Genomic DNA, 25,969 nt, shown 5'->3' on the forward strand with positions numbered 1-25,969 from the left:
AAGGAGGGACATTTATGTTTAGAGTTTTGATTTTATTAGGCTTTACTATGATTTTTATGCATCTTCATGCTACTGGAGATATATCAAAATATATAAACATGAAATATTCATGGATTTCATTCAGCACCATTTTCTTACTATGGTTTCTAACCATTGCAGAGTTAGTGTTTTATATGACAGGAACGGATGAAAAGGATCATGATCATGACCATAATGGTGACTGTAGCTGCGGTCATAGTCATGAATCATCAAACAAGTGGAAAAGACGGGCATGGTACCCTCTTTATTTCTTACCTGTATTAACCGTCTTCTTTTTGCCTGTTGCTACTCTTGATTCAAACACTGTTGAAGCAAAAGGATTTCATTTTCCTATTTACGATAAAAAAGACCCTTACTCATCGCATCAGTTTCTTCAACCGGATACGAGTTCATTTTATGGAGAAGATGCATACTACAAAATGATTCATAAAGATTTAAAAAAGTTTTCAAAAGGAGATACCCTTAATTTAGAGAATGAAGAGTTTTTAAATGCTATGGAAACCATTTATCGATATCCTGGTGAGTTTACGGGGAAACAAATTAGTTTTAAAGGATTTATGTACCATACGAAAGAATTAAAAGACAATCAGTACTTTTTATTTCGTTTTGGTATTATTCATTGTGTAGCAGATTCAGGTGTGTTTGGTATGTTAGTTCAATTTCCGGATGATGTATCATTTAAAAATGATGATTGGGTAACGGTAACGGGTAAAGTAAGTACGATGTATTATCAACCATTTAAAAAGACCATTCCAATTGTAAAAGTAACAAAAGTAAAACGTGAAGAAAAACCATCCGATCCTTATGTGTATCGTAATAATCAATAGGTGAAAAATCAGGTTAACATTTGTTAACCTGATTTTTTTATGGTATTTAATGGCCCCTCTTTGACGAGTTTCTTCTATTAGAAAGATATCTTATTTATTAATGTAGATCTAAAAACAAATCTTACTCACATAAGGGTTCTTTCGCTTTCTTCGTTCCTTTAAGAGTGATTATGGTAACTAACTATGCATATCATATATCCCCTGGTTACTTGTCTATATACTTAATTAATCCTAATTTTGTTGCTACGCCTAATAGTCTACGAAGATTTCTGGATAGAATCATCCATTCAGTGGGATTAGAACGTTTTTTCCATTGATGTTTATACAAGATATATGTATAATATAAATCGTAATGTTTACGTTTTAAACAAAAGGGGTGTTATAATGAAAATTTTATTTACAAAGGGGTTAAGCATAGTAACTGTTAGTTCACTACTAGCATTGGTGGGATGTCAGACTTCAAGTTCATCCGAAAGTGAGTCTAATGAAACAACACCATCCTCATCTGTCTCAGAAGACTCTTCTAAAACGAAAGAGCAAGCATCTAAAAATGACACACATGAAAGTGAACACGAACACAATCATAGTCATGCACATGATAAAGAAACTGAACAAATTTACGCAGGCTATTTTAAAGACAGTCAAGTAAAGGATCGCTCACTTTCTGATTGGGAAGGAGACTGGCAATCTGTATATCCATATCTACAAGATGGTACTCTTGACGAAGTATTTTCTTATAAAGCAGAACATGAAGCTGACATGACAGCTGAAGAATATAAGAAGTATTATAATAAAGGATATCAAACAGATACTGACCGTATCGTGATTCAAGAGAATACTGTAACGTTCTTCAAAAATGGAGAAGAACATTCTGGTAAGTATATCTATGATGGGTATGAAATTCTAACATATGATGCGGGAAATAGAGGAGTAAGATACATATTTAAACTAGCAGAAGAAACTGAAGGGGTTCCTCAGTATATTCAATTTAGTGATCATAGTATTTATCCGAATGAATCTGGTCACTACCACCTGTATTGGGGTGACGACCGTGAAGCTTTATTGGATGAAGTCATAAACTGGCCTACCTACTACCCATCAGAAATGGATGGACATGATATTGCCCATGAGATGATGGAGCATTAAATTAGGAGTCAAGATGATTATTACTAAACTATTGAAGAAAAAGGTTGTTTACTTAAACAGCCTTTTTTATATGTAATTCTACTATGTTAGTATGGATATTAAGTGATGTAGTTAATTTTACACTTAATGACGACAAATGAGATTTTTTACTTCTTACCATATACCAATCTATCTTATACTTCCCTTTTAAGAAAATGATATATTAACGGTAACTTAACAGGGAATCTATAAGTATTTAACATTTATATATATTTAATAAAATAAATTCAATCAAAAATACAAAATTAATATATTTTATATAAAGCAGTAAATAGATAAACTAACTTATATAAATAATAGTTTTACCCTTTACTCTTAGTGACGACAAATATATTGTTTTTCTACAAAATAAGTAATTATTAAACTATTTTTTAATGAAATACGTTAAGCGTTACTCTTATTAGTAACATTAAATTGCATTTATACAAATTAGTGCTACAGGTTTCATTTTTTATATCATATTCCATAAAATTTTATGTTTCATACGTGTAAAAAGAAAAAGCCCATATTTGTCGTCACTAACAGTAAATAGTAAAACTTTATTTTTTATAATATGGTTTGTTGTTTTACCTCTTTGTATAAAGTATGTTTATATTTTACTTTCTATTAAATTTATATTACAAAAAATATAGTAGCATTGAATGCTTTCAGATTTTCTTTTTAGTCATCATAGATACATCATTTTCTTAAAAGGAAAGAAGAAGATAGATTGGTACATGATAAGAAGTGAAAATCTGTATTTTTCGTTAGTAAGAGTAATAAGTTTTCACATCTGGAGCAAACTACTCATGAAGTGTTTAAATTCTAAAATGCAAGGCTCTTGTCTACGTACTATTTAACCTAAAAAAACTACTGACACACATATGCCAGTAGTTTTTTTATTTGTCTCACTCTCTGGGGGCAGTCCCCTCATCTATTAGAGAGCTCTTTTCATAAACTTTTTATTCAAATTTAAAGAATTCTTCCGGATAGAGGTGGTTTTTGCTCTCTATTTTTACCAAACTGCTCTTTTTCATCAACAAGTACTAAGATATTTCCTTCTTTGACTGAGTTACCATAGTATTCAGCTTCATCTTTAGGAAGACCTATTTCAACAAGAGCTCCTGTTAAACCTCCTATTCCTGCGCCCGTTACAGCCCCAGTTAACACGGCTGCAATTGGTCCGGCAGCAACAATCGGTCCTATTCCTGGAATAGCAAGTGCACCAGCTCCTGCCAATAAACCTGTTAGCCCGCCAAGAGCTCCACCAGTTAGTGCACCTGTTGCAATTCCATCAACCACTTCAGTATCTGTTTCTTCTGTTACTCTATCTACCTCTCTACTGTCTTGCCCGATGATGGAGATGTCACGTGTAGCGTACCCTTGATTTTTAAGATCTTCTACAGCTGCAATGGCTTCTTGCTCAGATTTGTATACCCCTACAACTCTCTTTGCAGTTCGTTCCATTTTCATCTCCTCCTATTCCTTTTCTATTATTCATGTTCCCTAGGTATAAATATTAAAACTTCTACTTATCATAATCGCTATTATAGACAGAGAAAAACTAAAAATCTCTTTCATTGAACAAATTATCCTTTTTTTACGTTAATCTAACTATGATGTAACGCATCCTCAACGGTATTTATTTGATGGTTCATATTTGTTTTCTTATCTTTTCGATGATCAATACTTATGTTTGTGATAATTCGATTAGGACCACTTGAAATGGCCTCTTGATGTATTTCTTTTGCTACTTGCCATAATTGCTCAAGGTCTCCTTCTATTATGGTAGAAGTGGGCGTTACATCATAATGTAATTCCTTCCCCTTGAGCTTACTTACAGCGTTAATCACTTCTGAACTAAAACTTGTTGAATCTGTTCCAACAGGTATAATGCTTATTTCTAACAAAGGCATAACGTTTACTCCCTTCTCATATCCTTGTTTTTTAAAACTAAAAAAGAAACGATTTATAGATAAAATCTCCGGGTTTTTATTTAGTAGGTTCAGCAGGGACTGAAATGTCCTCAAGAGCTTTACCTGCTTCTTTATTTGAAGTATTACTTACTGCTAAATCTCCCAAAGAAACCATTCCAATGAGTTTTCCATCCTCTACGATAGGAAGTCTGCGTATTTGATACTGAGACATGATTTCCATAGCTTGCTCTACAGACATATGTTTTGTACCGGTAATCACATCCGTTGTTATCATTTCAGATATTTGCGTATTCGCATTAAAATTATTGGCCAATCCTTTGACAACTAAATCACGATCCGTTATTAATCCTATTAGCTTATTGTCTTCACAAATGGGAATAATCCCTACATCTAGATTCTTCATCATAGTAGCAACCTCACCACAAGAACTTTTAAGGTTACACGTCTCAACATTTGAGGTCATCACTTCTGTTATGTTCATAATAATTCCTCCTTTATTGAATAATCGTCTTATTTCACTTCATTCCCGTACATCATCTTCTAAAACGTAAGCTTGAGTTTTAGTAAACACGCTTTAGATTTTAATGGGAAGAAAATGAATTGTGGATTGGTAAAATTCACGGCATTTTATCAGTTAGTAAAAAGATGATTTTCATTTCTTGAAAACGGGTATATATCATTTAATTACAAAGGAGGTTTTTTTATGAAAAATGTAAGAGTAGTAGAAAACGGAGTTCAAGCAAAAGAGGTAATTGAACAATTTTTAAATCGAGGATATACGAAAGATGAATTATATTTATTAGCTCACGATAAAAATCGTTCTGAAGATTTAACAGAAGCATTGGATACCAACAATATTGGGGTCTCAGAACAAGGAGCATTTGATTTAGTAGCCAATGTATTCCGGTCTCGTGGAGATGAATTACGTTCTAAAATTCAATCTTTAGGATTATCGGATGTTGAAGCTCAACAATATGAAAGAGAATTAGATCAAGGACGTGTAATAGTAGTTGCAACCAAAGCAGGCTAATACAAAAAAGGGGATTTTTCGCAAAATAGTTACAGAATGTATGTAAAAGTATAAAAGAGGATCCGTTAACGGGATCCTCTTTTATTAACTGTTGACTAAATTCCCTTCAGCAGGAATTAGATGACTTTTCAACAGTCTTGCAAAATGTATTAGATTATGAGCCACCATTTCCACATGTTGCATGGTAAAATCATTTTTATTTCCTTCAGCTTCAATAAAGGACGGTCCTGGTCCTGCTTTGGAGATGGTACGATAAACTGGACACTAAATTAAGAGAAAAAGGTGATTCAGTTTACAACAGATCTTGTTCAAGCTCTAGTCCAAAAAGAAGATGTGACGGAATTTTTCCGTTCTCACTTAGAAAATGCGGTTAATACGCTTTTAGCGAGCGAATTGACAGCTTTTTTGGACTAAGAAAAATATGATTGTATTGGATTTAATATAGGGAATTCACGAAATGGTTTGTACGAACGGGCGCTACGCACAGAGTTTGGAGCACTTCATCTCGTTATTCCTCATGATCGGAATGGCGACTTTAAGCAACAGACGGTGGCTCCTTATAAAAAGCCAATGATACGCTTGAAGCGTTTGTTATTCATATATTCCAAAAGGGTGTAACGACTGCTGAAATTGCCCATTTGATGGAGAGCATGTATGGTCACCACTACACGCCTCAAACTATTTCAAATATGACAAAGGTGTTGTCTGAACAGGTAGAAGCAACAGCATTCCCAAGTTCTTCTCATGCTCATGTGAGTGAAGTTTCTATTTGGGGTAACTTAACTGGATGGGAAAATGAAGACTTGTTCTGAACATTAATCGGCTGGGAAACATCAGGTAACCCATTTGAAACTGAACAATTAGATTTGTTCGTGTTTGAAGAAGCAGTACCAGTTGAGTTTCCACCTATAAAACAAGAGGAAGACACAAGATCACTGTTTCTAGTAGGAGCATAGGTTAATCCTTTTGTTTCTTATCTAAAATGTTAATAATTTCGATTACTAAACGACTAAATAACGTTCTTATATTAAGACTAATAAGGCTGTAATACCATTTCCATTCTTTTTTCCATTTAATTAGTTTCGTATTTTTCTCTGCCCATAACTCAAATAGGAATAGTGAACTAACAATAGATACTATTTTAAATATAATTTTAAAAGGCTTATCATTTTTAGTTAATTGATACAGCCATAAAGAAACAGTTGGTAAGTATAAAAAATTAAACAAAACATTTGATTTAAACTCTTTTGGAATAAAACGTACAGGGTAACTAAGTATATTACGATTAACTAAAAACCTGTCAACGATAGCATTTGTATATCCATTCATAAACAAGATCAATAGTGAATCTTTGATATTGACTTTCTTTAAAACCAGGGGTAAGCCGCCTAAAAATATAATGGTTGTATAAATTAGAAATCGTCTTTCTAATTTATTTCTCATATAGCTCCATCTCCTTTCTTAGTCATAAAATTAGTATTAGCTACTCTATTATTTACGATGCAACAGTTTTTATTTGTCATGCAAATGTAACAGTATAAGCCATGACAATTTCTTCTCAAATGGTTACATTCATTCGGTATCAAAAACTGTATAGGATTGTTGTCCAGATGTTATTTTTATTCTATTTTTGTTAAACCACAAACCATAAATAAACAAATAGCAAATTGCAAATAATAAATTTATTACAATTTAAGTTAGAAAAGGCATTTGCTTTTTTATTACTTTTAAATTGTCTACTTTAAAAGAATAATACAGAAAAAATAATTTTGATTGGATAAGTGGTATTGATGAATGAAGATAAGTTACAAAAGTTACTCTGGAGCATTGCCATACCGGGGTTTGGACAGTTATTAAACAGAAAAATATTCAAAGGTATAACATTCATTTTCCTAGAATTTTTCATAAATTATAATTCAAATTTAAATACCTCCATTATGTTAAGCTTTAATGGAAAAGTTAACGAAGCCATTGAAGTAACTAATTATCAATGGCTATTGTTTTATCCTTGCGTATATGTATTTGCTATGTGGGATGCAGTTAAAGAAGCAAAGGGTGAAAATCCTCCATTTTACTATCTTCCGTTTGTTTTGGGAGCTTATTTAGGAACAGTCGGTATTATTTATTCTAGGTCTTTGACTATTTTTACAATACTATTAGGACCGGTATTTTCAGGTATGATCTTTTTCTTTTTGGGTATATTTTTGGGGAATTTCATAAGGTACATATTAAATAAAAAACTCTTTTAAGTATTCAAGTATAATCAGCAACTGTAAAATACCAATAACAGCGATTCAAAATTCCCTAATAATAACAGACAATCATTTCAAGACCACATCATGGATGGAGTGGAGAAACGGTACTGAAGATTGGAGAGTTTTTTATGATTAGAGAATTATTTCAAGAAGGTTGAACGACTAAAACAGCTATCGCAGAAGCAACTGGTTTTAATCATAAAACCGTAAGTAAATACCTAAAAGATAATCAGTTGTCTAAGCTAAAAGTAAATAAATAGAAAAAAGAAAGTAAGTTAGATTTTTATAAAACGTATATACTTGGGTGTCTTAAAGAAGGTACTATTAATTGTGTAGTTTTATTAGAAGAAATACAAGCAATGGGATATGAAGGTCAACTGACAATATTAAGGGATTTTTTTCGTCCTTTTCGTCAACAACCAAAGAAGCAGGCAATTTTACGGCTTGAAACGCCACCTGGAAAACAAGCTTAAATGGGATTGGCATTCGTCGGGAAGTACTTAGTCAATGATACGCTGCAAGATGTATGTGGATGTAGAATTCAGAATTCTACATCGTCGCAATATTGAAAGCGTTTTTGGAAAAATTTAAAGTTTTCTTCTATGGATTCAACAAACTTTCCCATAATGTTTCACCTCTATTTTTTTATTCTTTTACTTATGCATCCAATTAGATAGAGGAGGTTCATTAAACCAATTTTTTCTTACTAATAACTTAAATCCTTTTTCTGAAAAGTCTTCGACCTGCTTGATTAATTCTTTTAATAAATTTATATGATCTCTTTTATAGCTAACTACTATAGCACTTTGTAAATTGGTTATTCCTATTGGGTTTAGAAACATAATTAAATTTGCTATTAGTTTATCTGAGAATGGTGAGGCTTCAATCTTATTAACGTGAGCCTCCAATCCAGTTGAGGTAGGGACACCGTTCTCCCTGAAGATATTCGATAAAGTAGAAGCTTGGTTAAATGCGAGTTTTTCTCCCTCCAGTAAAAAATTCTTTATGTCCTCATCCTTTACAACTTCAGAAAAACCAGCACAAAGAGCGACCCCCACATTATTACATTCAAGAGAACTAAACATATGTGACAGTTCTACTGCATTAAGTGGTCTTTGCTGAGTTGATTTAACTTTGAACAATTTCCCTTTTCTCTCTTCCGCATTTTTGTAAGAGAAAGAATTATTTTGTAGCATGCCTTTATCACCTAACAACCCTAATAAAGAATAATCTATTTCAGTAAAAGTATCGAGAAGTTCTTTAAAAAATTTTTTAATTTTTAAATCAGTTAATTCTGAATACTGCAATGCAAGTTCTTTCAATCCGTTACCCGTTACATGTTTAAGAATTTCTGTAGTTAGTTGATCTGAAAATAACTTCGTATTTGGATTATATAAATCATCTTGGATGTTGAAAAATGAGGTACTTTTAAAGCCTTTTTCAGACAAAATTAAGTTAGCTGTTTGTTCTTGATGTGTTGATATTTCGTTTATTTGTTTTAGAATTTCTTTCACATCAACATCTTCTGTAGTTCCAATAAGATATTTCAAAAATATGTTAATCATATTAGAACTTGATTGTAAGTACCAAAGAAAACCCAATTCATTTACATTCATTTTTTCTACCCCTATCAATTCATTTTCTCTACTTATATTTTCTAAAAACACGTTAACTTATTCATAACCTTTTTCTTTCAGGTGAATTCTAATAACTAAATTTTTTAATACATTCTTAATTATTTTATTAGAGAAATACCTTTTGTAATTATATGTTAGATATTGATTCAATAGGCCGATCCCTTCTTTTATGCATTTATTGTTTCATACCTTATCTCTTCGTGAATATTTTGATTATACAACAACATTTATGTTAACTTAAAAACTCTTTAATTCTTTTGAGTAAATAGTAAAGTATTTTGGTTAAAAATACTTTACTATTTACAACTGTTATAGAAAAACCAACTAACTCTTCATCTTCTTCAACAACAAATTGAGCTCCTTCCTTTTGATTAATGAGTGTATAAAAAAGTTGATGAACTTTTTCCACAGGTGGTTCTGGTCTTTGATAAAAGTCAACGATATACTCATACATTAGTTCAGTTAATTGATTAATATCTTTCGTTTCAGCTTTTCTAACAGTAGCCATTATAACTTCTCTCCCATAATGAAAAAATTGTTTTGACTTTCCACATCACTTCTAACTAATATGGAGTAAAATTAAAAAGCCAACGCATGTTTTGCTGCATCTGATATACCTTTGCGAATAATATCATCTGCTCTCTCTCGATCAAATTCATGCCCTTCCACATACAATACTTCCACATTATCTATACCTATGATGTTAAGCACTTGTTTTAAATATGGGTGACTATAATCCATTTTCGCAAAAGGTCCTTGTGAGTAAGTTCCGCCACTTACTTGAACGTGGATAGCTTTTTTACCTTGTAAATGTCCAACAGGGCCATTTTCTGTGTAATGAAATGTTTTTCCTACTACTACAAAGGAATCGATAAACGCTTTTAATCTTGGTGGAGTTCCCCAGTTCCACATAGGAGATACAAATACATATTTGTCAGCACTCGCTATCATGTCTGTAAATGTATTTAAAGCATTTATTTTTTGTTGTTCTACTTCATTTAATTCTGAGAAGGAAATTCCGTCTTTACGCATTTTTCCCCAACCGTTAAGGATATCATTATCTATTGTTGGAAAGTCTTCTTCGTATAAATTTATTTCTCTAATCTCGTCATTTGTATGAGAATGGCGATAAGCTTGCAGAAAAGCTTGCCCTACTCGATGACTAACTGAGGTTTCAATTGATTTTGGATTCGCAGTAATGTATAGAACTTTTCCCATGTTAAACCCAACTCTCCCTTTATTAAATTAAGGAAATGTCAAATGATTAATTCACTTGACATTTCCTTTAATGAAGTGTTTTTTATTTTGTAGCCAATCTTGAAGCAGCTTCTTCCACTTCTTTATATGCTTTTTCTACTACCTCATTTGGATCTAATAAAGCAGTTCCTTGTGCGCGAATGATTTGATAATCTTCAATCCCAAGGAAATTGAACATTGATTTCAGGTATTTGTGAGAGTATTCAACTTCTGTATACCAATCATTATTTGTATAGATTGATCCACTTGCTTGAATAACAAGTAATCTTCGTCCGTCTTTAAGTAGACCCACTGAGCCAGTTTCCGTATATTTAAACGTCTCACGTGCGATCATAATATTATCTATATAATCTTTTAATTTCGATGGAATATTAAAATTATGCAAAGGTAAAACGATGACATACGTATCTGCACTTTTAAATTGGTGTAAAACCTCAGACATGCGGTCCGTTACTTCTTTTTCTTGGCTCGTTAGCTCTTGTCCATTTCGTTGTTTTTCCCATGCACTTAATACTGTTTTATCTACCATTGGTACTACATCACTGTATAGATTAATTTGTTCAATTGTCTCACTATCAGGAATTAATTCTTTATAGGCTGTTAAAAAGTGATGAAAAACCTTCAAGCTATATGAAGAAGTATCATCTACTTTTGGATGTGCATTAATGATAAGTGTTTTATTCATTTGTATTTCTCCTTTAATCTGTATTTTAATTCTAAATTAAGGACTAAACTAATCGTCGATTAACTCGGTCTTTAATATAAACCCTATCATTATTTTTGTCAAATGAAAAAAATAATATACTGAAACAGATTTCTTCTATTTGACAAACACTCAAAATACTCCTAAGATACAATTTGATAACCCTTAAAACCAAAAGCAGGTGAGTTTATATGCAGTATAGCGTCGGGGTTGAATATGCATTACATTGTCTTGTTTATTTAATTGATACGCCTTCAAAAGAAAGTGTTGGAATAAAAGATTTAGCAGAATTCCAAGGACTTTCGGAGACATTTCTTTCGAAAGTTTTCGGTAAATTATCTAAAGCTGGTATTGTCAGTTCCGTTCCTGGTGTAAAAGGAGGATATAGATTAGCTAAGTCCCCAGAAGAGATTTCTTTTTGGGATGTAATAGAAGCTGTCGAAGGACCCAAACCTATTTTCCAATGTAAAAATATTGTACAAAACGGTATATTATATCGTGACAAGGACTGTAGTTCCTGTGAATCCAGCAATTCTACTTGTACAATTAATTTGGTCATGCTTGAGGCAGAAGAACAGATGCGTGAATTTCTTCGTCATAAAACTCTTGCATGGTTAGATAAGGAACTTAACCATGTTTTACCTGAGAAGCAAAGAACAGATACACGAGAATACTTCGCAAAAAAAAGCACTAACTGAATCGCCTTGACGAATTAGTTAGTGCTTTTTTAATTATTTCGACTACAGATTAACTGTTACGCTATATAGGTTTAGTTAACATAAAACGTGTTATCGGAAATAATCTCCCTTAAGTAATTGTTTCCTTTTCATTCATGCATTATAGTAACAGTACGTGCTTGACTATAGACAAGAAGGGCGTGCTCAATCATTGACATTTAAAGATTTTTTTCCTTATCATATATTAACAGTCATTTGTTCTAGTGTTTCTTATGCTATATTCATGGTAATCATCGAACCGAGTTATAGAGCTATTATTGCATGTTTCATTATTCCATTTGTTACACTCATTCCTTACTCTATTGCTGCAGTACCCTTGCAGTTTCTTCTAAATAAGTGCCCGAAAAGGTTTAATATCTTTTATTTACTAATATATTGTGTCGTGGCAATCGTTTTTCTTTATGTTTTTTATAAACTTGAGGGAGGATGGTCTACACCAATATTTAATCCTAGGAGGATGATTGTATGGGCAATCGGTGCAGGGATTATATACTGGTTGTGGGATTCTGTCATTATGCAAAAATACGAATATCCTTATTATTAAAAATTAAAGCTGACTCGTTAATTAACTAATTTACATAACAGGTATTATCGGCAGGGTAGAAATTTGTAATATAAGTGCTTAAGCTTTTATAGAGTGAGATTCTTGCTCCGTTACAGTTTTGATATTATAATCCCTCAAAGTTTTTGATGACAAAGCCAGGATAGCTGAACCACAATATAGAGCAGCTGCCAAAATAAAAACAAGTTTCACACCTAACATATCTCCTAAATATCCCATTATTAAATAGGTAACACCTGTCCAAGGAGTAAGTATGATGTTTCGAGCAGCTGTGACTTTAGCAAGTTCAGACTGTTTAATAATATCTTGTAAGACCGTTACCTGACATGTGTCTCTGATTTGATATAAAGGACCCATCAATAAACAAAAAATAAGCGCAAGTATTCCACTGGAAGTTGTTGAAAACATAAATGTGAATAGTCCCATAGACAAACCACTTAAGGCTATAATGTATCCCATTTTCATTTCTAAAATTCTTGACAAATATACAACAATTAATCCTCCTAGAATAGCACCAATGAAGTAAGACGCATTAATAAACCCCCACCAATCTTCTCCCTTGCCTAGTACATCATGAGTAAATGCTAATAATAAAGCAGAAGACCATATAGCATTAGCTAAAGCCTCAAAAAAGTCCATAATAGTAATATTTATAAGGATGGGAGATTTATAAATTGAACTCCACAATGGTTGGGCTTTTTTCTTAACTGTTAATGTAGTGTCTTTATGGGGTAATTTAATCTTATAAATTAGAAAGCCGGAGACAAAAAAAGAACCCATTATTAAAAGAATCATAGCAAACGGAGAGATAAGTAAGATTAAGATACCTCCTCCTCCCCAAAGACCAGCCAATAAAATTTGATTAACCACAGATAGACTACCATTCGCTCTAATATATTCCTTCTTTTCTACAATTAGAGGAATAACAGACATTCGAGCAGGTGCATACCAAGCCCCAATAAAATTTAATACAAATAAAACAATCAATAATAAAATGAATGAGAATGTAAAATGAGTTACAATTAATCCACCTAATATTAAAGTTAAAACTCCTCTAGACCATCCTACAAATCTCAATAAAGCTAAGGTATGAAATGAATTAATATACTTAGCAGCATATAAATTGCTTAGAAATCCTGCAAGAGAAGTCAATGCTAGTACAGCACCTGAACCTAATACCGAATTAGTTTGCTTGTAGACATTAACCATAACTGAAATGGTTAATAAGGTATTTGCTAACGTCTGTAAAATCTGAGAGGTCCATAAAATTTTAAAATTTTTATTTAAGAACAACGATTTTTTCATTTTATCAACCTTTTCATAAAGATTTTAAGTCTTTAAACTCTTCTAACTCATAAAATTCCTTATATTTACATCTTATCAAATATAAGTATTAAAATCATTATTTATGACATATAAAGATTTAGTTAACATAGTGGATTTTCTAGGAAGAAATATAACAAGGAACGATTAATAGTTTAATTAGAATAATATATTAGTGGGATATCAACAGATATAATATAATGAAATAAAAAAGGGAGAAATATCCAAGATGAAAAAGCACTTGTGGAATTGGGGCATTATCATTGGAATTTTTACTATTTTGGCTATTGGTATACCGCGAATAATAAGTAATGAAGCAGAGGATTTAAATTCAACAGAAGGAAAAAAGGTAGAACAACTTGAAGGAGATTTCAGAAAGTGGTCACTTAGACCATTGGACAAATTTATGGTGCAGAGTTACCAAGCCAAATCAAATGGACATCAGTGGAACACCGTAGAGCGAAAATTAATTAAAAATTATCGCGTTACATATTACACTTTTTTTGGCATCCGTTACATGGAAGTAGAAGTCAGTTAAATCTAATATATATAAACATCAAACAAAAAGCCGTGGGAACAATCAGTTCCTATGGCTTCTTATCTTTATGTTGCCCCCAAAACTGCAACTATTGTAATCGATAAAACCATGCTTAATAGCAAAGAGATGATCCAATCCTTTTTATCTGTCATTTTCAAAAGTATATTTAAAGTTGAGCTAATTGCAAGCAAAAAAAGAAAAACAAATAAAGCCATGATAAATTCCATTTTACCATCTCTTTTTTCCTTATAATTACATTTTATCACATTAAAAAGATAAAAAATGAACGAATACTCTGTACAGCTTCAGTTAACCTAATATGGGCTTTTATGGTAAAATTAGATAAAAACTATATCTAGGAGTAAATATGAAAATAGATGACAAGAAAAAACAAATTCAACAAAAATATAAAGAAGAACTTGAGAATAAAAGCGACTCTAAAGGTTATTCAAAAAAGTTGCTCATTTTTGCTGTAATTGTTGTTATCTTTTTTGTTTTTAGTTATTACTTTGGTGTAAGACCTTTTCCAGAAAAAGAAGAGCATAAAATTTTAAAACGAATAGATAGCTAAATAAAAACCAGCCATAAGCTTTATGGCTGGTTTTTATTTTTTAATGTAATCTCTTCTTTTTGATCATTCCATTTTAAAATTATTATAGGTTTATCTGATTTCAATGTTTCTCTGTTGACTATTGCATTTGTTTTTTCTTCAAATTTCCCTTCTTTATCTAGCTCTATAATGGAAACACCCCATTGGCCGTTTGGTGCTTCTAATTTAAAACTGAACTCTCCAACCGATTTCTTATCTTTGCCTGTATAAGTCAATTTAATAGTCTTTGGTTCGCCTTTATCTTTATCTGATATTGGCTTTACAGTCTCTTTTACTGTCCAATTATCGCTTTTGCCTGTAAAAACTAAAGGCTCCTTATCTTTACTTTGGCAGCCACACATTAGAAACAATATGGCAGCAATAAAAAATATCTTTTTCATCCTCATCCCCCTAAATATAACTACTTATTTATTCCATTTTATCAAATATAAGGATGAAAAACATTGTGAATATGATATTCAATTTCAGTTTACATAAAACGTGTTATAGAAAATAAGAAGACCTTATTAATAAGGTCTTTTCTTATTTTTCTTATAAAGAACAATACCCACTATTAGTAAAACCAGTATAATCACTGGTGACCATACAGTAAGAGTAAGCAAAAGTGTAGCAAAATCAAAGCTAGACATTACATAAGTTCTCCTATTCTAATTCAGTAACCATATAATATCATTTTTTCTATATATTATAATAAATAAATCGAATTAACATAATGTAGCTTCTAGGCACCAAAAAAGCTAAGGGTTTAACCCTTAACTTTTTTGGATGTATTTCTCAAATATTTTAAAAATTCTTTATAGTGCTTGATTTTTTACATTAAGAAATCTCAATGTAAATTTCTTATCAGACTAATTTTACAATCGTTCTTCCTCTTACATACCCTTTTAAAATGTTAGGAAGAACAGTAGGAAGCTCATTTAAATTAATTTCTTGTGAGATAAAATCTTCAAAATTAGATGGTTTGAAATCTGTTGCTATGCGCTGCCATATTTTTAAACGTGTTTCCATTGGACAGTATACAGAGTCAATTCCAAGTAAATTGACGCCCCTTAAAATGAATGGAAAAACAGTAGAGGCCAGTTTTGCCCCAGCTGTTAATCCACTAACAGCAACTGAACCTCCATATTGAATCTGGCTTAAAACAGAGGAAAGAGGATCTCCCCCAACAGGGTCAACTGCTGCAGCCCATTTTTGTGTCCCTAAAGCTTTAACTTTTCCTCCATACGTCATATCCCTTGAAATAATGGTATGAGCTCCGAGTTTTCGTAAATACTCATACTCCGATTCTTTCCCTGTGCTAGCTTCTACTTTATAACCCAGAGAGTTTAAAAATGAGACCGCAAAACTGCCAACGCCACCGGTTGCACCTGTCACAAGAACTTTCCCTTTTTCTGGTGATACTCCATTCTCCTCTAGACGTTGTATAGATAAGGCTGCCGTAAAGCCTGCTGTTCCTACTACAATGGCTTCTTTAAGGGTCAAATTTTTAGGTAAAGGTACAATCCAATCACCTGGAATACTGGCATATTCGCTGTATCCGCCAAAATGGGAAACACCTATATCGTAACTTGTTGCAATGACTTCATCTCCTTCATGAAAGCGAGGATCTTTAGAAGAAACGACTACACCTACTAAATCTACCCCTGGTATAAATGGATAATTTCTTACGATTTTACCATCAGGAGTACCTGCTAGCCCATCTTTATAGTTAATCCCCGAATAATGTACCTTGATTAAGACATCACTCTTAGGCAAAAATTCCAGAGAAATATTTTTTACATTTATTGAAAATTCATCATTACATTTGTCTACCACTAGTGCTTTGAATTGATCTTTCATTTCGTGATTCCTCCTTTTTGAAACTACTTCTAGTATACATTATTATTCTGACCGGTCAAACTTTTTTGACCGGTCAGAATAATTTTTGTTCAAATTTTATAAAATGTTGTATACTAATTTGTAGGTTTAGTTTGCTGGAGGTTTATTATGAAGAAAAAAGCAGAAGAGAGAAAGAATCAAATATTAAGAGCAGCTTTCCAAGCTATGTCAGTACAAGGTTATAATTCGGTTACCTTACAGAGTATTGCTGATCATGCAGAAGTTAGTAAAGGAGTCGTCCATTATTATTTTGAAAATAAGGAAGATACCTTATCTCAACTCCTTGAGTGGCTTACAAATAAAATCTATAACTATGAGCTTGCATCAGTGAATTCAGAGTCTACTCCCTTGGGTAAATTAAAAGCTTATGTAAACTCAGTATTTGTCGCCCCTGAGAAAAATGCAAAATTTTATAGAGTTTATTTAGATTTCTTGTCTCAGGCAGGTCAAAATGAAACATATAGAAAAATTAATCATCATTTTTATCAAAACTGTTGGGGCATTACATCTGACATTATTACTTCTGGTCAGAAAACAGGAGTGTTTGAACAGAATATTAATATAGAAAACACTTCAAAAACCATGCGCGCTATTATAGATGGATTGCTCATTCAATGGCTAATGAACGAAGATATAAATTCCCATCAATATTACAAAGAGACTTGCTATCAAAGCTTTTTAGACTTGCTAAAAGTTAATTAGATGCTCTGGTTGACTTTTTTAATCTGTCTAAACTATCTACCTTCTATACTTTAAAGGATAAACAAGAAGAACAAAGTCTAAAATCAAACGAAGCTTTGTTCTTTTTTATAATATGTAATTCCCATAAAGATTAGATAACGCAGGATTTGTATCAGAACAAGCATATGTGTTACAAGCTATCAGTAGAAACAATCCAATAATCAAAGTTAGGCATGTCATATGAAAAGCGAGTTACCATAATGAATTCTCTAGGTACGCCCTCACAAAAAAAGGAATCTCATGGTAATATATAGGTGGATTACTTTTAAAAAAGAGGGATTATCAAATGAAAAAAGGACTTATAACGGGAATAATTGCACTACTTATCGTACTAGCTATTTCTTATTTTTCAGGAATTTGGAGTTTTGTTTATTATTTATGTGGAGCTATAGGATTAGTATCTATAGTGCTTTCTGTAGATTTCTTAATTTATACTTTAGGTAACAACCGGTTATCAACTTCCAATGGGAAAAGCCATAAAAGTCGTATAGAGGATTCAAAAAAGTTTATTTCAATTGCTATTCCTAACTTAATAGCAGTATTGATCTATATAATAAACTAATAAAAAACAGCACTATCCTATTTGAATGGGGAGGGCTGTTTTTTATTAGCTCTTCCTACTTTTGTTAACATAAAACCATTTATAGGAAGTAGTATGAGCTATTCTAGAAACCAACTTAGTTATAATAAAGAATGTAACATCTCATTAAAGTCGTCCTGAGTATCTTTAATATTATTAAAAAACTGTTCATCTACTTTTTCTACAATTGGAATCCCTTGTTTAACCTTATTTTTTCCTTCTGCAGTTATAGATAATAAAATTTCTCGCTTATCTAAGGGGTTCTTACTTCTCTCTAAAAGCCCTTTTGTTTCAATAGTACGTACTACATCAGAAATCATCATAATATTTAACTTTGTAAAGTCAGCAAGTTTTTTTTGAGTCACGTTTTCTCCTTTAGTCTGTAGAAAATCACATGCTGCTAGTAACACAAATTGTGAATGAGTAACATTTATCTTACTCAGTTCTTTTGTTATGAGTCTTTGCCATGCATGTGTTACTTGCCATAATAGAAATCCTGAGCTATCTTCTGGATTATTAAATTTGGAAACCCATTTCATGCAGTTTTACCCCCATAGCTTTAGCAATTATTAAAAAGTCTTCCCGTTCTATCTCAAAATGCCCTCTTCTAAAGAGTAGTCCTACATTTGGGGTCATACGGGCAAAATTTAATAAAGGTTTAATTTCTAAATAACTAGCAGATTGGCATTCTTTAAACTCTACATCTATTCTATTCGGTATAAAGTTTGGATTCATTTCGTAAAGATAAACCTCACCCGATTTAACTTTACCAATAGCAGTAAAAGACTGTAAAGGTAAGCCATTTTTATAAGATGTCTTTGGTGAATAATAAACGAGCCAATCTCCTGCTTTCATTCGTTTTAAAGGATATGCTTTACCATGACATAGTTGAGCAAAGCCATTTTCCTCTCCTATTCTTACATGATCCTCAGATACTACACCTATCCAATATCGTATTTTAGTCATTCGTTTTCACCTGCCAATTTAACAAGTCTATCCATAGAATGAGGGATATTTTTTGTTAACAAAGGTCCTATCTGATCCCCTATTTCCTTAGCATGAGGGCCTGAAATGCTAACACCATGTGTAATTTTAGTTTGGGAATCGGTCTTGTTTATGTAATGATAAAAAGCAATTTGTATATTTAGTTCATCTATTGCCATAACACTTGTAAAGCTTTGATTTTCTTTCACTTCTTTAAGAGTAAAGATACTAGGTTTTTGATTGAGAACTGTTAGAGTTCCAACACTTCCCGTTGCAAAGGGGCGCTCTAAATGAGCTTCTATAATTTCATCATCCCACTTTGACCATTTAGATATATCTTGATACAAATTCCAAATAGATGTAGGGCTAGAAGTAGTAAAAATAGCATGTTCGTAGTTCCACATAATAAGACCTCCTAAAATAGTAAGTGCACGTATCATTAATAATACGTGCACTTACTATTTGTGTCAATATTTAACAGAAAGTTTGTTCTGCATAAAAATCTAGTTACCATAATCACAATTATAAGAAGCAAAAAACCTGTATTTTTAAATACAGGTTTTTTCATGTTCTTCTTCAAAATATCTATTTAAAACTTATATTTATTAAAAAATTATCTTAATCTTATCTTTATAATACCACATTTTTGTATTTTTTTCCAGTATAGTATTCAATTCTTTTTTCATTAAAATACAAAATAGGGTAGGTACTTATATAAAAGAAATGGGGTAGAAATTTGAAGGTAGCTAGTGGAGTAGAAGTCATAGAATTAAAAATCGAAGCTCTTGGTAAGCAAATTGTATTAAATCCTACGTTAGTTTGGGATAACAAGATGTCTATCTTAATTGATACTGGAGTACCGGGACAGTTAAATAAAATAAAAGAATCTATGTCTAAAATTGGTGTTCCTTTTGAAACTCTAAAGGCAATTATTTTAACACACCAGGATATTGACCATATAGGAAGTGGTCCTCAACTCTTAGACGAATTGAATAACCAGATTACAGTATATGCCCATGAAAATGATAAACCCTATATTGAAGGGGTTTTACCACTCATAAAAACAGATACTAGTCGTATGAGTAAAGAAGAATTAGCTTCTCTTCCAAAAGAGGTTAAACATTTATATGACAACTCTCCAAAAGTTAAGGTAGATGGATTATTAGAAAATAAACAAGAACTTCCTTACTGTGGAGGAATTGAAGTTATCTATACTCCTGGACATTCTCCAGGTCATATTAGCTTATATTTGAAACAATCAAAAACACTAGTTGCTGGGGATGCTATGGTGAAAATCAATAATCAACTTCATGGACCAGTTAAACAGACTACTCTTGATATAAAAACAGCTACAGAATCTTTAAAAAAATTCTTAGATTACGACATCGACACAGTAATTTGCTACCATGGAGGAGTTTTTAGAGAAGACCCAAGGCCACATATTTTAAAAATATTGAATGAACAATTAGCATAAGTGCAAGTAAACTCCTATGTAAACTGGTTCTATATATAGAGATACAAAGCCGGTTTACATAGTGTGATTTTTTCGGAAGTAATTTATGTATATGAATGTATAGCGAATAGTCCTCCTTGGAAGCCTTCGTGCTGTTATTCTGCACAAAAATGCACAATGAAAAGATATCCTATTTTTAACAAGGCATAATTATAGTTTCTCCTTTTGTTTCGACGAAAACTTTATAATAGCGTAACTGATAGTTAACACAAGAATAGCGCAAGTGTGCAAAAGTGTATTAACTGGGTTATCATGCTCCACAATAACCAGACGTATCAATGCAGTAATGCCAATATAGAGAAAGTAGCGTAGAGGAAAGTGATAATTCTCTTGAAAATATTTTACGATCATTGCAATGAATTCAAAGTACAAAAAGAAAACTAAGATACTTTCAAGAATTTTGTAGTGAGTCTCAATTCCTCGATTAAAAATAGAAAAATGAATGAAATGGAAAATTTCCTTACCAAGCAAAACGGATAAAGTAACAGCTAGTAAAATCAATGCTGTATTTAAGATAAGCCGGAGAACGTGTGAAACCTTAAAGTTCGGTCTTTTGTTTTGTTGTATCATCAATATTCCTCCTACATACATAGACTCTTTACTTTATTATATCTTCCGTTTTAGATTTAGCGTTAGCCGTTACAACTTGTTTGTTGGAATGTTTATTTTGATTCATATATTGCAATACATCAAGACCATATTTGTCGTCAGTAACTGTAAATAGTAAAACTTTAATAATACATGAAATACTTTAATATTTACATAACATATTATAAGAAATAAACAAAGTTATTTTGTGAAATAATAGTCGATTACAAGATTCATTTTTAAAGATATATGTATATAAATCTACAAATTTGGTCAGACTAGTAACGTATTCCCCTATTCCAATAAATTTGAAAAACCTTTGCCTGTATGGGCAAAGGTTTCTTTTTTTATGTAAATATTTTTTAAGATGCAAGCATTCTATGTGTGCTCTTTTTAATTTTCACCAAAGTTCATTGCAAAAAGTAGCATACCTAACGTGATAAGTAATGGAATTATAACAAAAGAGGCCAAACTAAAATATTTCATTAGCCCTTTTTCATTTTTTCCGAAAGCTAGTACTCCACATGTAAAGCCTGCAAGATAAATAACGACTCCTACATAAAGAATATTTGAGCTATATATCGATGTGAAATATTGTCCCAACCCAATAAAAATCCCAAGTATTGATAACCACAATGAGTATAGACTAAAACGTTTTTTCAATTTATTCCTCCAAGAATTAAATATATGGTTAAAGATCACATTTATTTATCTATCAGTTAACATAAAACGTCTTTACTTTGTTCTTGGTACCAGTTCATATTCAGCCTCTGCTTGTTTCAATTCATTCTCTTTCTCTTCAGTCCATTCTAACTTTATTTTTACCTTATTGTTTTCTTTAGAATAAACAGACGCTTCAGATTCGTAATCTCCAGGAATAACTATAGGTTCTTTTAAATAACCTTTGTATCCATACTTAGAGTTATCTGAGTATGGTTTTATTGTTACGTCAATGCTCTTATTTTTTAAGTAAGTAGCTTTCACATCATATACCCATTTATTGTGATCTTTCTTAGGTACGATATTTATTTTCCAATCTTCCGTATTGAAAGAAGAAATCTTTTTCACAGAAATATCTTTAATATTCTCTTGCTTTTGTTGGCATGATATTAGAAGAACTACAGTGCATAAGAAAAGTAAAATAATAGATTTATATTTCATAAAAACTCCTTTTTTATAGAATTTATAGGCTACATAATTAAAAAGACCTTATTAGTATGAATAAGATCTTTTATGTTTATTGCTTATTACGTTCCGCAAAATATAAATAAACAATACCAATGACTAAAGATACTATACTTAAAATATTTAAGGTCGTGCCTATTTCATACAATTGGTCTTTAAACGTACCTGAACTCCAAGATGCTTCACTGGAAGAATAAATTGCTACACTAATAAACTTTGTACATATAAATAAGGCTGCCAAGAATATGAATAAGCAACCCGCGGCCCTTTTATTCAAGAAACACTCCTAATAAGTTACTTTATTATTATATTTTACCACAATTGACCTTTCTAAAGTTAACATAAAACGTATTCCAGGAACCCATATAAATTACTTAAACATATTCTAGTCGTAAACCTACCCCAACTTCTTCTATATCAGCAACTCGAGAGAGAGCTATCTTAGAATGTAGATCCGTACAATGAGAGGCGTGTAGCTTATTAGGACCAAGTTCTTCTATATATTTTACGGTATTCTCTAGCTGAAAGTCTGATGGATTCAATAAATGAAATCCCCCTATAACATCTACTATTCTTTCTTCACTACATACCTCTTTTGCATACTCGATAATGTTACATATCCCCGAATGAGCACAACCTACCATAATAACTAACCCTTCTAGTGATTTATAAACTAACGCAGTATCATCAAAAATAAAATCATCAAATTCTTCTTTTTCAGTGTTTACCTTTCCAATAGATTCTTTGCCCTCAAAATTAAATTTTCTTTTAATTTCACCCAAAAACACTAATTTATCAGTCAGCCAAAATGGTTGCTTAGATAAGTTAATAGGGAAATGTTTGCTTAATTTATTGTAAGATAAGACACTCCCTATCTCGCTTACTGAATCAAGTAATTTGCTTTCAAAAACTAACGGATGACCAATGATGGTAGGGGTATAATGAGTTAAAGCCTCACTTTTTGCTTCCATATGTAGGCTAATTAAATGTGTAAGTCCCCAAGTATGATCGACATGTCCATGTGATAAGGCTACCCAATCTAAGTTCCTTAAATCAATTCTCATCTTCTCTGCATTTCTTATAAAAGCATCGGAATAGCCAGTATCAAATAAAATTCGTTTATCGTCTTCCTCAATAAAGAATGAAAGTGCTGGCTCTCCTAAGAAGTAGCGATCAATCAATGTATTATTATCTACAAGTACTGATAATTTCATATAAATATCCACCTTTTTTGTGATTTCCATATATTATAACTAAGGAAATTATTGTTAACAAACAAAAGTGAATCTGTTTTTAAGTTGCATAAGACATACCTATTTAGTTCACATAATGTACCTTATAGGCACTCCTAACGACCAAATATTAAACCTACAATAGACGCAACTAACATAATGATTAGCATTAATACATTAACTTTAACCAAGAATAAAGCCCATCTTTTGTTTTTCATAGCAAAGTAAAAAACAGCAACATAAAACAATGCAGAGATTGTCCCTCTTATAATAAATTGCGTTCCTAATCCGTAATCTGTGAAGAAAAAGTACAAACTTAGCAATAAAGAAAGAATAAAAACGGACAAGTATGAGTTATGAATTACCTTTTTTCTTTTTTGTTCATGTTCAAATAAATACATGTAGAATACCTCAACGTTGGATTTTATACCATTTTATCAATAATATAACTTCTAATCACTATGAATATCATATACGGAGATAGTTAACATAATCACCATTTTAGGAAACAAAAAGGCTTTTAAGAATCTTATTCCTTAAAAGCCTTTTTGTTTGAAACATCATCTAGTAAAGAACATATTTAAAATCTTTTTCAAAAACTGTTCGTAGGATTTAAACACTATGCTAAATTTTGAACTTTGCTTTTCTTTTGGATTAATCATATTTTTACTCCCTGCGTAGATCTTTCTATAATTATATCACCGTTATTTTACTAAAAAGAAAAATTTGGATATAGTATACAGATCTAGTTACCATAATGGATGTTCTAAGAATCCAACACTTCTTTTAGCATAACTTTAAATTTGGGTCTAAATACTATATCCATAGTCATTATAAAACGATCAATTCCTTGATCTATAAATAACCGAATTGCTTTGCTTTCTTTATTATCGTTTACAATCTCAATCTTTGTAACAGATTCTAGACCGTAATAAAAGATTTCGTCATCTTCTAAATCCGTTACTGAAAGTGAGAAAGAATTATAGAATGGTGAGATTTTCACTTCAAACCTGTTTGTTTGAGTAGTAAAAATAAAAGTGGACTCATCGTACCAAAAAACCTCATTTTGATCCTTTTTAAGTGGAATACATTCAAATAATGAAATAAAATCTAATTCTTCAGGACAATCTCGCATTTGTTTCCTCCTTGGTTGAAAACTATCTATTTAAGTAGATCCTTTTGTACAATATAAAAAAGCAAAAATTCTTCAATTATTTTCCCATATACTTTAATACTCTTCAATTATCTTATGTATACGATATACAAAGTTAGTTAACATAATGTTGTATGAGCAACGATTATGCCCCGTTCCGCCATCATTTCCACCAAATCACGAAAATTTAGATTGTACCGTAGGTACCATCTTACCGTTAATAAGATAATATCAGGCTGATAGTGTTTCCATTTAAATAAATTTTTCTTTTCCATACCGATCACACACCCTTTTAGAGTAATAGTATTAGTATGTCCAAGACTTAGAGATTACTTGTAATTCCCCTGAAGTTTTTGCACCAGAACCCGTAAAAGTGGTTTGATTATCTTGTCAGGATAGACAAAAAGATTAGCTGTTTAGATCTGATAGAACTTTTTGTGTTCAACTTAACGACGAAGCATTATATATAGATTTTTATACAATTTTGAGCAGTGCAATTTTTTGTAAAACGTTATTTTAGGTAAAATAAGCTGCTGATAACGATAATTATGTAAATGAGCTGACTTATTTTATTCTTTGCTTAGCGTGGGGTTTTTCTAAAATGCTGGCGATGACCTTTGTACTCTGAATAATGGTTTTCCGGTTATGTCTGTTAACCGGAAAATTGAAATATCAAATCTATTTCCTAAAGTGACACTTGACTGGAAGCCCCTAATTTTTAGTTCGGTCACAATATATTCGGATTGGGTATTTATCCAGGCTCGTACTTCTATGGGGAATTCTTTAGGAGTATTGATACCTCCATAGTGATTTTTATATTTGTATGCATTTCATCAATCATTCCCTTGACTCTCCATTTGTAGTACTGTATAGTACTAATATGAAAAAAAATACACTTAGTAATAAAGATATTGCTCTGCAATCCGCTTTTACATTGTTTCTTACTAAAGGTTTTCTGGCAACAAGCATGGACGACATAGTCGCACGTAGCAAAGTTTCAAAAACGAACATTTATTATTATTTTAAGAGCAAGGAGGAGCTGCTGCTCGCTATTGTTAATCAGTTGATAGCACATTACGAGCAGCGAATTAATTATATTGTGTCTCAAACTGAGCTCACCGTTCAGGAGAAATTAGAAGCGGTACTCCACATTTTAAGCGATACTATTGAACAAAATAACTACCTTGGCGGTTGTCCTTTCCTGACTCTGTATACACAGACGCCTATTGACGCGGTTGAAATTAGAGATAGAATCAAGAGTTTTTTTGAAAAACAGCTGCATGGTGTTGAATTGATTTTAGCCGAAGGGATTGCACGACAAGAACTAAAGGAAGAGCTGCCCGTTAAACAAATAGCTATGTTGATTGTCTCCTCTATTGAGGGTGCTCTCTTCTTGGCTCAAGCTTCTAACAACCAAGATATGATCAAAAATTTATTTCCTACTTTAGCTTCCATGCTAAAGTAATATTTTTAGATATATTAGTACTAGTTAGTAC

At 31.8% G+C, this 25,969-nt stretch carries 32 protein-coding genes and 3 pseudogenes; 14 read left to right on the plus strand and 21 right to left on the minus strand.

The annotated features are described in order from the left end of the window. The first annotated feature begins 14 nt into the window (after positions 1–14). A complete protein-coding gene (locus LIS78_RS28740) occupies positions 15–866 on the plus strand; it encodes a TIGR03943 family putative permease subunit (protein ID WP_209152060.1) in 852 nt (283 codons plus the stop codon). A gap of 384 nt (positions 867–1,250) precedes the next feature. Next, positions 1,251–2,012, plus strand: a complete 762-nt coding sequence (locus LIS78_RS28745) for a ZinT family metal-binding protein (RefSeq protein ID WP_209152061.1) — start codon at positions 1,251–1,253, stop codon at positions 2,010–2,012. A 990-nt stretch (positions 2,013–3,002) separates the two neighbouring features. Here LIS78_RS28745 and LIS78_RS28750 read toward each other — a convergent pair. The 3 genes from LIS78_RS28750 to LIS78_RS28760 form a co-directional block, all read right to left on the minus strand. Next, on the minus strand, positions 3,003–3,497 hold the full coding sequence (locus LIS78_RS28750) for a YflT domain-containing protein (protein ID WP_053488446.1): 495 nt from the start codon (positions 3,495–3,497) through the stop codon (positions 3,003–3,005). A 143-nt stretch (positions 3,498–3,640) separates the two neighbouring features. Further along, positions 3,641–3,946, minus strand: coding sequence for an MTH1187 family thiamine-binding protein (locus tag LIS78_RS28755; protein WP_053488445.1), 306 nt, complete (start codon positions 3,944–3,946; stop codon positions 3,641–3,643). Positions 3,947–4,022: 76 nt separating this feature from the next. Then, the gene (locus LIS78_RS28760) at positions 4,023–4,448 is read right to left on the minus strand and encodes a CBS domain-containing protein (RefSeq protein ID WP_252285551.1); all 426 of its coding nucleotides are present in this window, start codon (positions 4,446–4,448) and stop codon (positions 4,023–4,025) included. A gap of 222 nt (positions 4,449–4,670) precedes the next feature. Between LIS78_RS28760 and LIS78_RS28765 the strand changes: the two genes are divergently transcribed. Together LIS78_RS28765 and LIS78_RS28770 are read left to right on the plus strand one after the other, a co-directional pair. Further along, complete coding sequence (locus LIS78_RS28765; RefSeq protein ID WP_252285552.1) at positions 4,671–4,997, plus strand: YflT domain-containing protein; 327 nt, start codon at positions 4,671–4,673, stop codon at positions 4,995–4,997. A 282-nt stretch (positions 4,998–5,279) separates the two neighbouring features. Further along, a pseudogene (locus LIS78_RS28770) lies at positions 5,280–5,719 on the plus strand (transposase); the annotation flags it as partial. Positions 5,720–5,954: 235 nt separating this feature from the next. Here LIS78_RS28770 and LIS78_RS28775 read toward each other — a convergent pair. After that, positions 5,955–6,440 carry a CBO0543 family protein gene (locus tag LIS78_RS28775; protein ID WP_252285501.1) on the minus strand — a complete coding sequence of 162 codons (486 nt, stop codon included), beginning with the start codon at positions 6,438–6,440 and terminating at the stop codon, positions 5,955–5,957. 347 nt (positions 6,441–6,787) lie between these two features. On the opposite strand from LIS78_RS28775, the gene LIS78_RS28780 reads away from it, so the two are divergent. Both LIS78_RS28780 and LIS78_RS31750 read left to right on the plus strand, forming a co-directional pair. Further along, a complete protein-coding gene (locus LIS78_RS28780; RefSeq protein WP_209152397.1) occupies positions 6,788–7,246 on the plus strand; it encodes a hypothetical protein in 459 nt (152 codons plus the stop codon). A gap of 134 nt (positions 7,247–7,380) precedes the next feature. Continuing rightward, a pseudogene (locus tag LIS78_RS31750) lies at positions 7,381–7,722 on the plus strand (IS21 family transposase); the annotation flags it as partial. Positions 7,723–7,905: 183 nt separating this feature from the next. Here LIS78_RS31750 and LIS78_RS28785 read toward each other — a convergent pair. From LIS78_RS28785 to LIS78_RS28800, 4 genes are all read right to left on the minus strand, one after another. Continuing rightward, on the minus strand, positions 7,906–8,868 hold the full coding sequence (locus LIS78_RS28785) for a DUF3231 family protein (protein WP_252285502.1): 963 nt from the start codon (positions 8,866–8,868) through the stop codon (positions 7,906–7,908). A gap of 253 nt (positions 8,869–9,121) precedes the next feature. Beyond that, a complete protein-coding gene (locus LIS78_RS28790) occupies positions 9,122–9,397 on the minus strand; it encodes a GNAT family N-acetyltransferase (protein ID WP_252285503.1) in 276 nt (91 codons plus the stop codon). A gap of 71 nt (positions 9,398–9,468) precedes the next feature. Next, positions 9,469–10,107, minus strand: a complete 639-nt coding sequence (locus LIS78_RS28795; RefSeq protein WP_252285504.1) for an FMN-dependent NADH-azoreductase — start codon at positions 10,105–10,107, stop codon at positions 9,469–9,471. Positions 10,108–10,189: 82 nt separating this feature from the next. After that, the gene (locus tag LIS78_RS28800) at positions 10,190–10,831 is read right to left on the minus strand and encodes an FMN-dependent NADH-azoreductase (protein ID WP_252285505.1); all 642 of its coding nucleotides are present in this window, start codon (positions 10,829–10,831) and stop codon (positions 10,190–10,192) included. Between the two features lie 209 nt (positions 10,832–11,040). Between LIS78_RS28800 and LIS78_RS28805 the strand changes: the two genes are divergently transcribed. After that, a complete protein-coding gene (locus tag LIS78_RS28805; RefSeq protein ID WP_252285506.1) occupies positions 11,041–11,547 on the plus strand; it encodes an RrF2 family transcriptional regulator in 507 nt (168 codons plus the stop codon). A gap of 154 nt (positions 11,548–11,701) precedes the next feature. Next, entirely contained in the window at positions 11,702–12,130 is a 429-nt protein-coding gene (locus LIS78_RS28810; protein ID WP_286676980.1) for a UPF0715 family protein, read from the plus strand. Between the two features lie 78 nt (positions 12,131–12,208). On the opposite strand, the gene LIS78_RS28815 is transcribed toward LIS78_RS28810, so the two are convergent. Next, complete coding sequence (locus LIS78_RS28815) at positions 12,209–13,453, minus strand: MFS transporter (RefSeq protein ID WP_098288016.1); 1,245 nt, start codon at positions 13,451–13,453, stop codon at positions 12,209–12,211. A gap of 247 nt (positions 13,454–13,700) precedes the next feature. Between LIS78_RS28815 and LIS78_RS28820 the strand changes: the two genes are divergently transcribed. Next, entirely contained in the window at positions 13,701–14,009 is a 309-nt protein-coding gene (locus tag LIS78_RS28820; RefSeq protein WP_098602817.1) for a hypothetical protein, read from the plus strand. 65 nt (positions 14,010–14,074) lie between these two features. On the opposite strand, the gene LIS78_RS28825 is transcribed toward LIS78_RS28820, so the two are convergent. Further along, complete coding sequence (locus tag LIS78_RS28825; protein ID WP_176544074.1) at positions 14,075–14,236, minus strand: hypothetical protein; 162 nt, start codon at positions 14,234–14,236, stop codon at positions 14,075–14,077. A gap of 140 nt (positions 14,237–14,376) precedes the next feature. Here LIS78_RS28825 and LIS78_RS28830 point away from each other — a divergent pair, with 140 nt between their 5' ends. Next, positions 14,377–14,580, plus strand: a complete 204-nt coding sequence (locus LIS78_RS28830) for a hypothetical protein (protein WP_098602816.1) — start codon at positions 14,377–14,379, stop codon at positions 14,578–14,580. Between the two features lie 20 nt (positions 14,581–14,600). Here LIS78_RS28830 and LIS78_RS28835 read toward each other — a convergent pair whose 3' ends face one another. Both LIS78_RS28835 and LIS78_RS28840 read right to left on the minus strand, forming a co-directional pair. Continuing rightward, positions 14,601–14,999: a hypothetical protein gene (locus tag LIS78_RS28835; RefSeq protein ID WP_098602815.1), complete on the minus strand. Its 399-nt coding sequence runs from the start codon at positions 14,997–14,999 to the stop codon at positions 14,601–14,603. 463 nt (positions 15,000–15,462) lie between these two features. Continuing rightward, positions 15,463–16,458, minus strand: coding sequence for an NADPH:quinone oxidoreductase family protein (locus tag LIS78_RS28840; RefSeq protein ID WP_252285507.1), 996 nt, complete (start codon positions 16,456–16,458; stop codon positions 15,463–15,465). Between the two features lie 147 nt (positions 16,459–16,605). On the opposite strand from LIS78_RS28840, the gene LIS78_RS28845 reads away from it, so the two are divergent. Both LIS78_RS28845 and LIS78_RS28850 read left to right on the plus strand, forming a co-directional pair. Then, positions 16,606–17,199: a TetR/AcrR family transcriptional regulator gene (locus LIS78_RS28845; RefSeq protein WP_168760813.1), complete on the plus strand. Its 594-nt coding sequence runs from the start codon at positions 16,606–16,608 to the stop codon at positions 17,197–17,199. Between the two features lie 325 nt (positions 17,200–17,524). Further along, the gene (locus LIS78_RS28850) at positions 17,525–17,800 is read left to right on the plus strand and encodes a DUF5316 family protein (RefSeq protein ID WP_098287831.1); all 276 of its coding nucleotides are present in this window, start codon (positions 17,525–17,527) and stop codon (positions 17,798–17,800) included. A gap of 119 nt (positions 17,801–17,919) precedes the next feature. On the opposite strand, the gene LIS78_RS28855 is transcribed toward LIS78_RS28850, so the two are convergent. Genes LIS78_RS28855 through LIS78_RS28865 form a run of 3 tightly spaced genes read right to left on the minus strand, consistent with a single transcriptional unit; the run spans position 17,920 to position 19,206 of the window. Further along, a complete protein-coding gene (locus LIS78_RS28855; protein WP_182528275.1) occupies positions 17,920–18,357 on the minus strand; it encodes a MarR family winged helix-turn-helix transcriptional regulator in 438 nt (145 codons plus the stop codon). After that, complete coding sequence (locus LIS78_RS28860) at positions 18,335–18,784, minus strand: EVE domain-containing protein (RefSeq protein ID WP_207372666.1); 450 nt, start codon at positions 18,782–18,784, stop codon at positions 18,335–18,337. Before LIS78_RS28860 ends, LIS78_RS28855 begins: the two co-directional genes overlap by 23 nt. Then, the gene (locus tag LIS78_RS28865) at positions 18,781–19,206 is read right to left on the minus strand and encodes an SRPBCC family protein (protein ID WP_252285508.1); all 426 of its coding nucleotides are present in this window, start codon (positions 19,204–19,206) and stop codon (positions 18,781–18,783) included. Before LIS78_RS28865 ends, LIS78_RS28860 begins: the two co-directional genes overlap by 4 nt. 332 nt (positions 19,207–19,538) lie before the next feature. Here LIS78_RS28865 and LIS78_RS28870 point away from each other — a divergent pair, with 332 nt between their 5' ends. Continuing rightward, positions 19,539–20,276, plus strand: coding sequence for an MBL fold metallo-hydrolase (locus tag LIS78_RS28870; protein ID WP_061860444.1), 738 nt, complete (start codon positions 19,539–19,541; stop codon positions 20,274–20,276). Between the two features lie 189 nt (positions 20,277–20,465). On the opposite strand, the gene psiE is transcribed toward LIS78_RS28870, so the two are convergent. The 6 genes and pseudogenes from psiE to LIS78_RS28900 form a co-directional block, all read right to left on the minus strand. Beyond that, the gene (psiE, locus tag LIS78_RS28875; protein WP_016764251.1) at positions 20,466–20,885 is read right to left on the minus strand and encodes a phosphate-starvation-inducible protein PsiE; all 420 of its coding nucleotides are present in this window, start codon (positions 20,883–20,885) and stop codon (positions 20,466–20,468) included. 411 nt (positions 20,886–21,296) lie between these two features. After that, a complete protein-coding gene (locus tag LIS78_RS28880; protein ID WP_252285509.1) occupies positions 21,297–21,566 on the minus strand; it encodes a hypothetical protein in 270 nt (89 codons plus the stop codon). Positions 21,567–21,638: 72 nt separating this feature from the next. Next, a complete protein-coding gene (locus LIS78_RS28885) occupies positions 21,639–22,064 on the minus strand; it encodes a hypothetical protein (protein WP_252285510.1) in 426 nt (141 codons plus the stop codon). 398 nt (positions 22,065–22,462) lie between these two features. Continuing rightward, on the minus strand, positions 22,463–23,302 hold the full coding sequence (locus LIS78_RS28890) for an MBL fold metallo-hydrolase (RefSeq protein ID WP_252285511.1): 840 nt from the start codon (positions 23,300–23,302) through the stop codon (positions 22,463–22,465). A gap of 784 nt (positions 23,303–24,086) precedes the next feature. Continuing rightward, complete coding sequence (locus LIS78_RS28895) at positions 24,087–24,455, minus strand: hypothetical protein (RefSeq protein ID WP_209152198.1); 369 nt, start codon at positions 24,453–24,455, stop codon at positions 24,087–24,089. 143 nt (positions 24,456–24,598) lie between these two features. Further along, a pseudogene (locus LIS78_RS28900) lies at positions 24,599–24,748 on the minus strand (IS6 family transposase); the annotation flags it as partial. Positions 24,749–25,353: 605 nt separating this feature from the next. Between LIS78_RS28900 and LIS78_RS28905 the strand changes: the two are divergent. Then, positions 25,354–25,938, plus strand: a complete 585-nt coding sequence (locus LIS78_RS28905; protein WP_245210755.1) for a TetR/AcrR family transcriptional regulator — start codon at positions 25,354–25,356, stop codon at positions 25,936–25,938. Positions 25,939–25,969 lie beyond the last annotated feature (31 nt).

It is taken from the genome of Priestia megaterium (genome assembly GCF_023824195.1).
GTDB lineage: Bacteria > Bacillota > Bacilli > Bacillales > Bacillaceae_H > Priestia > Priestia megaterium_D.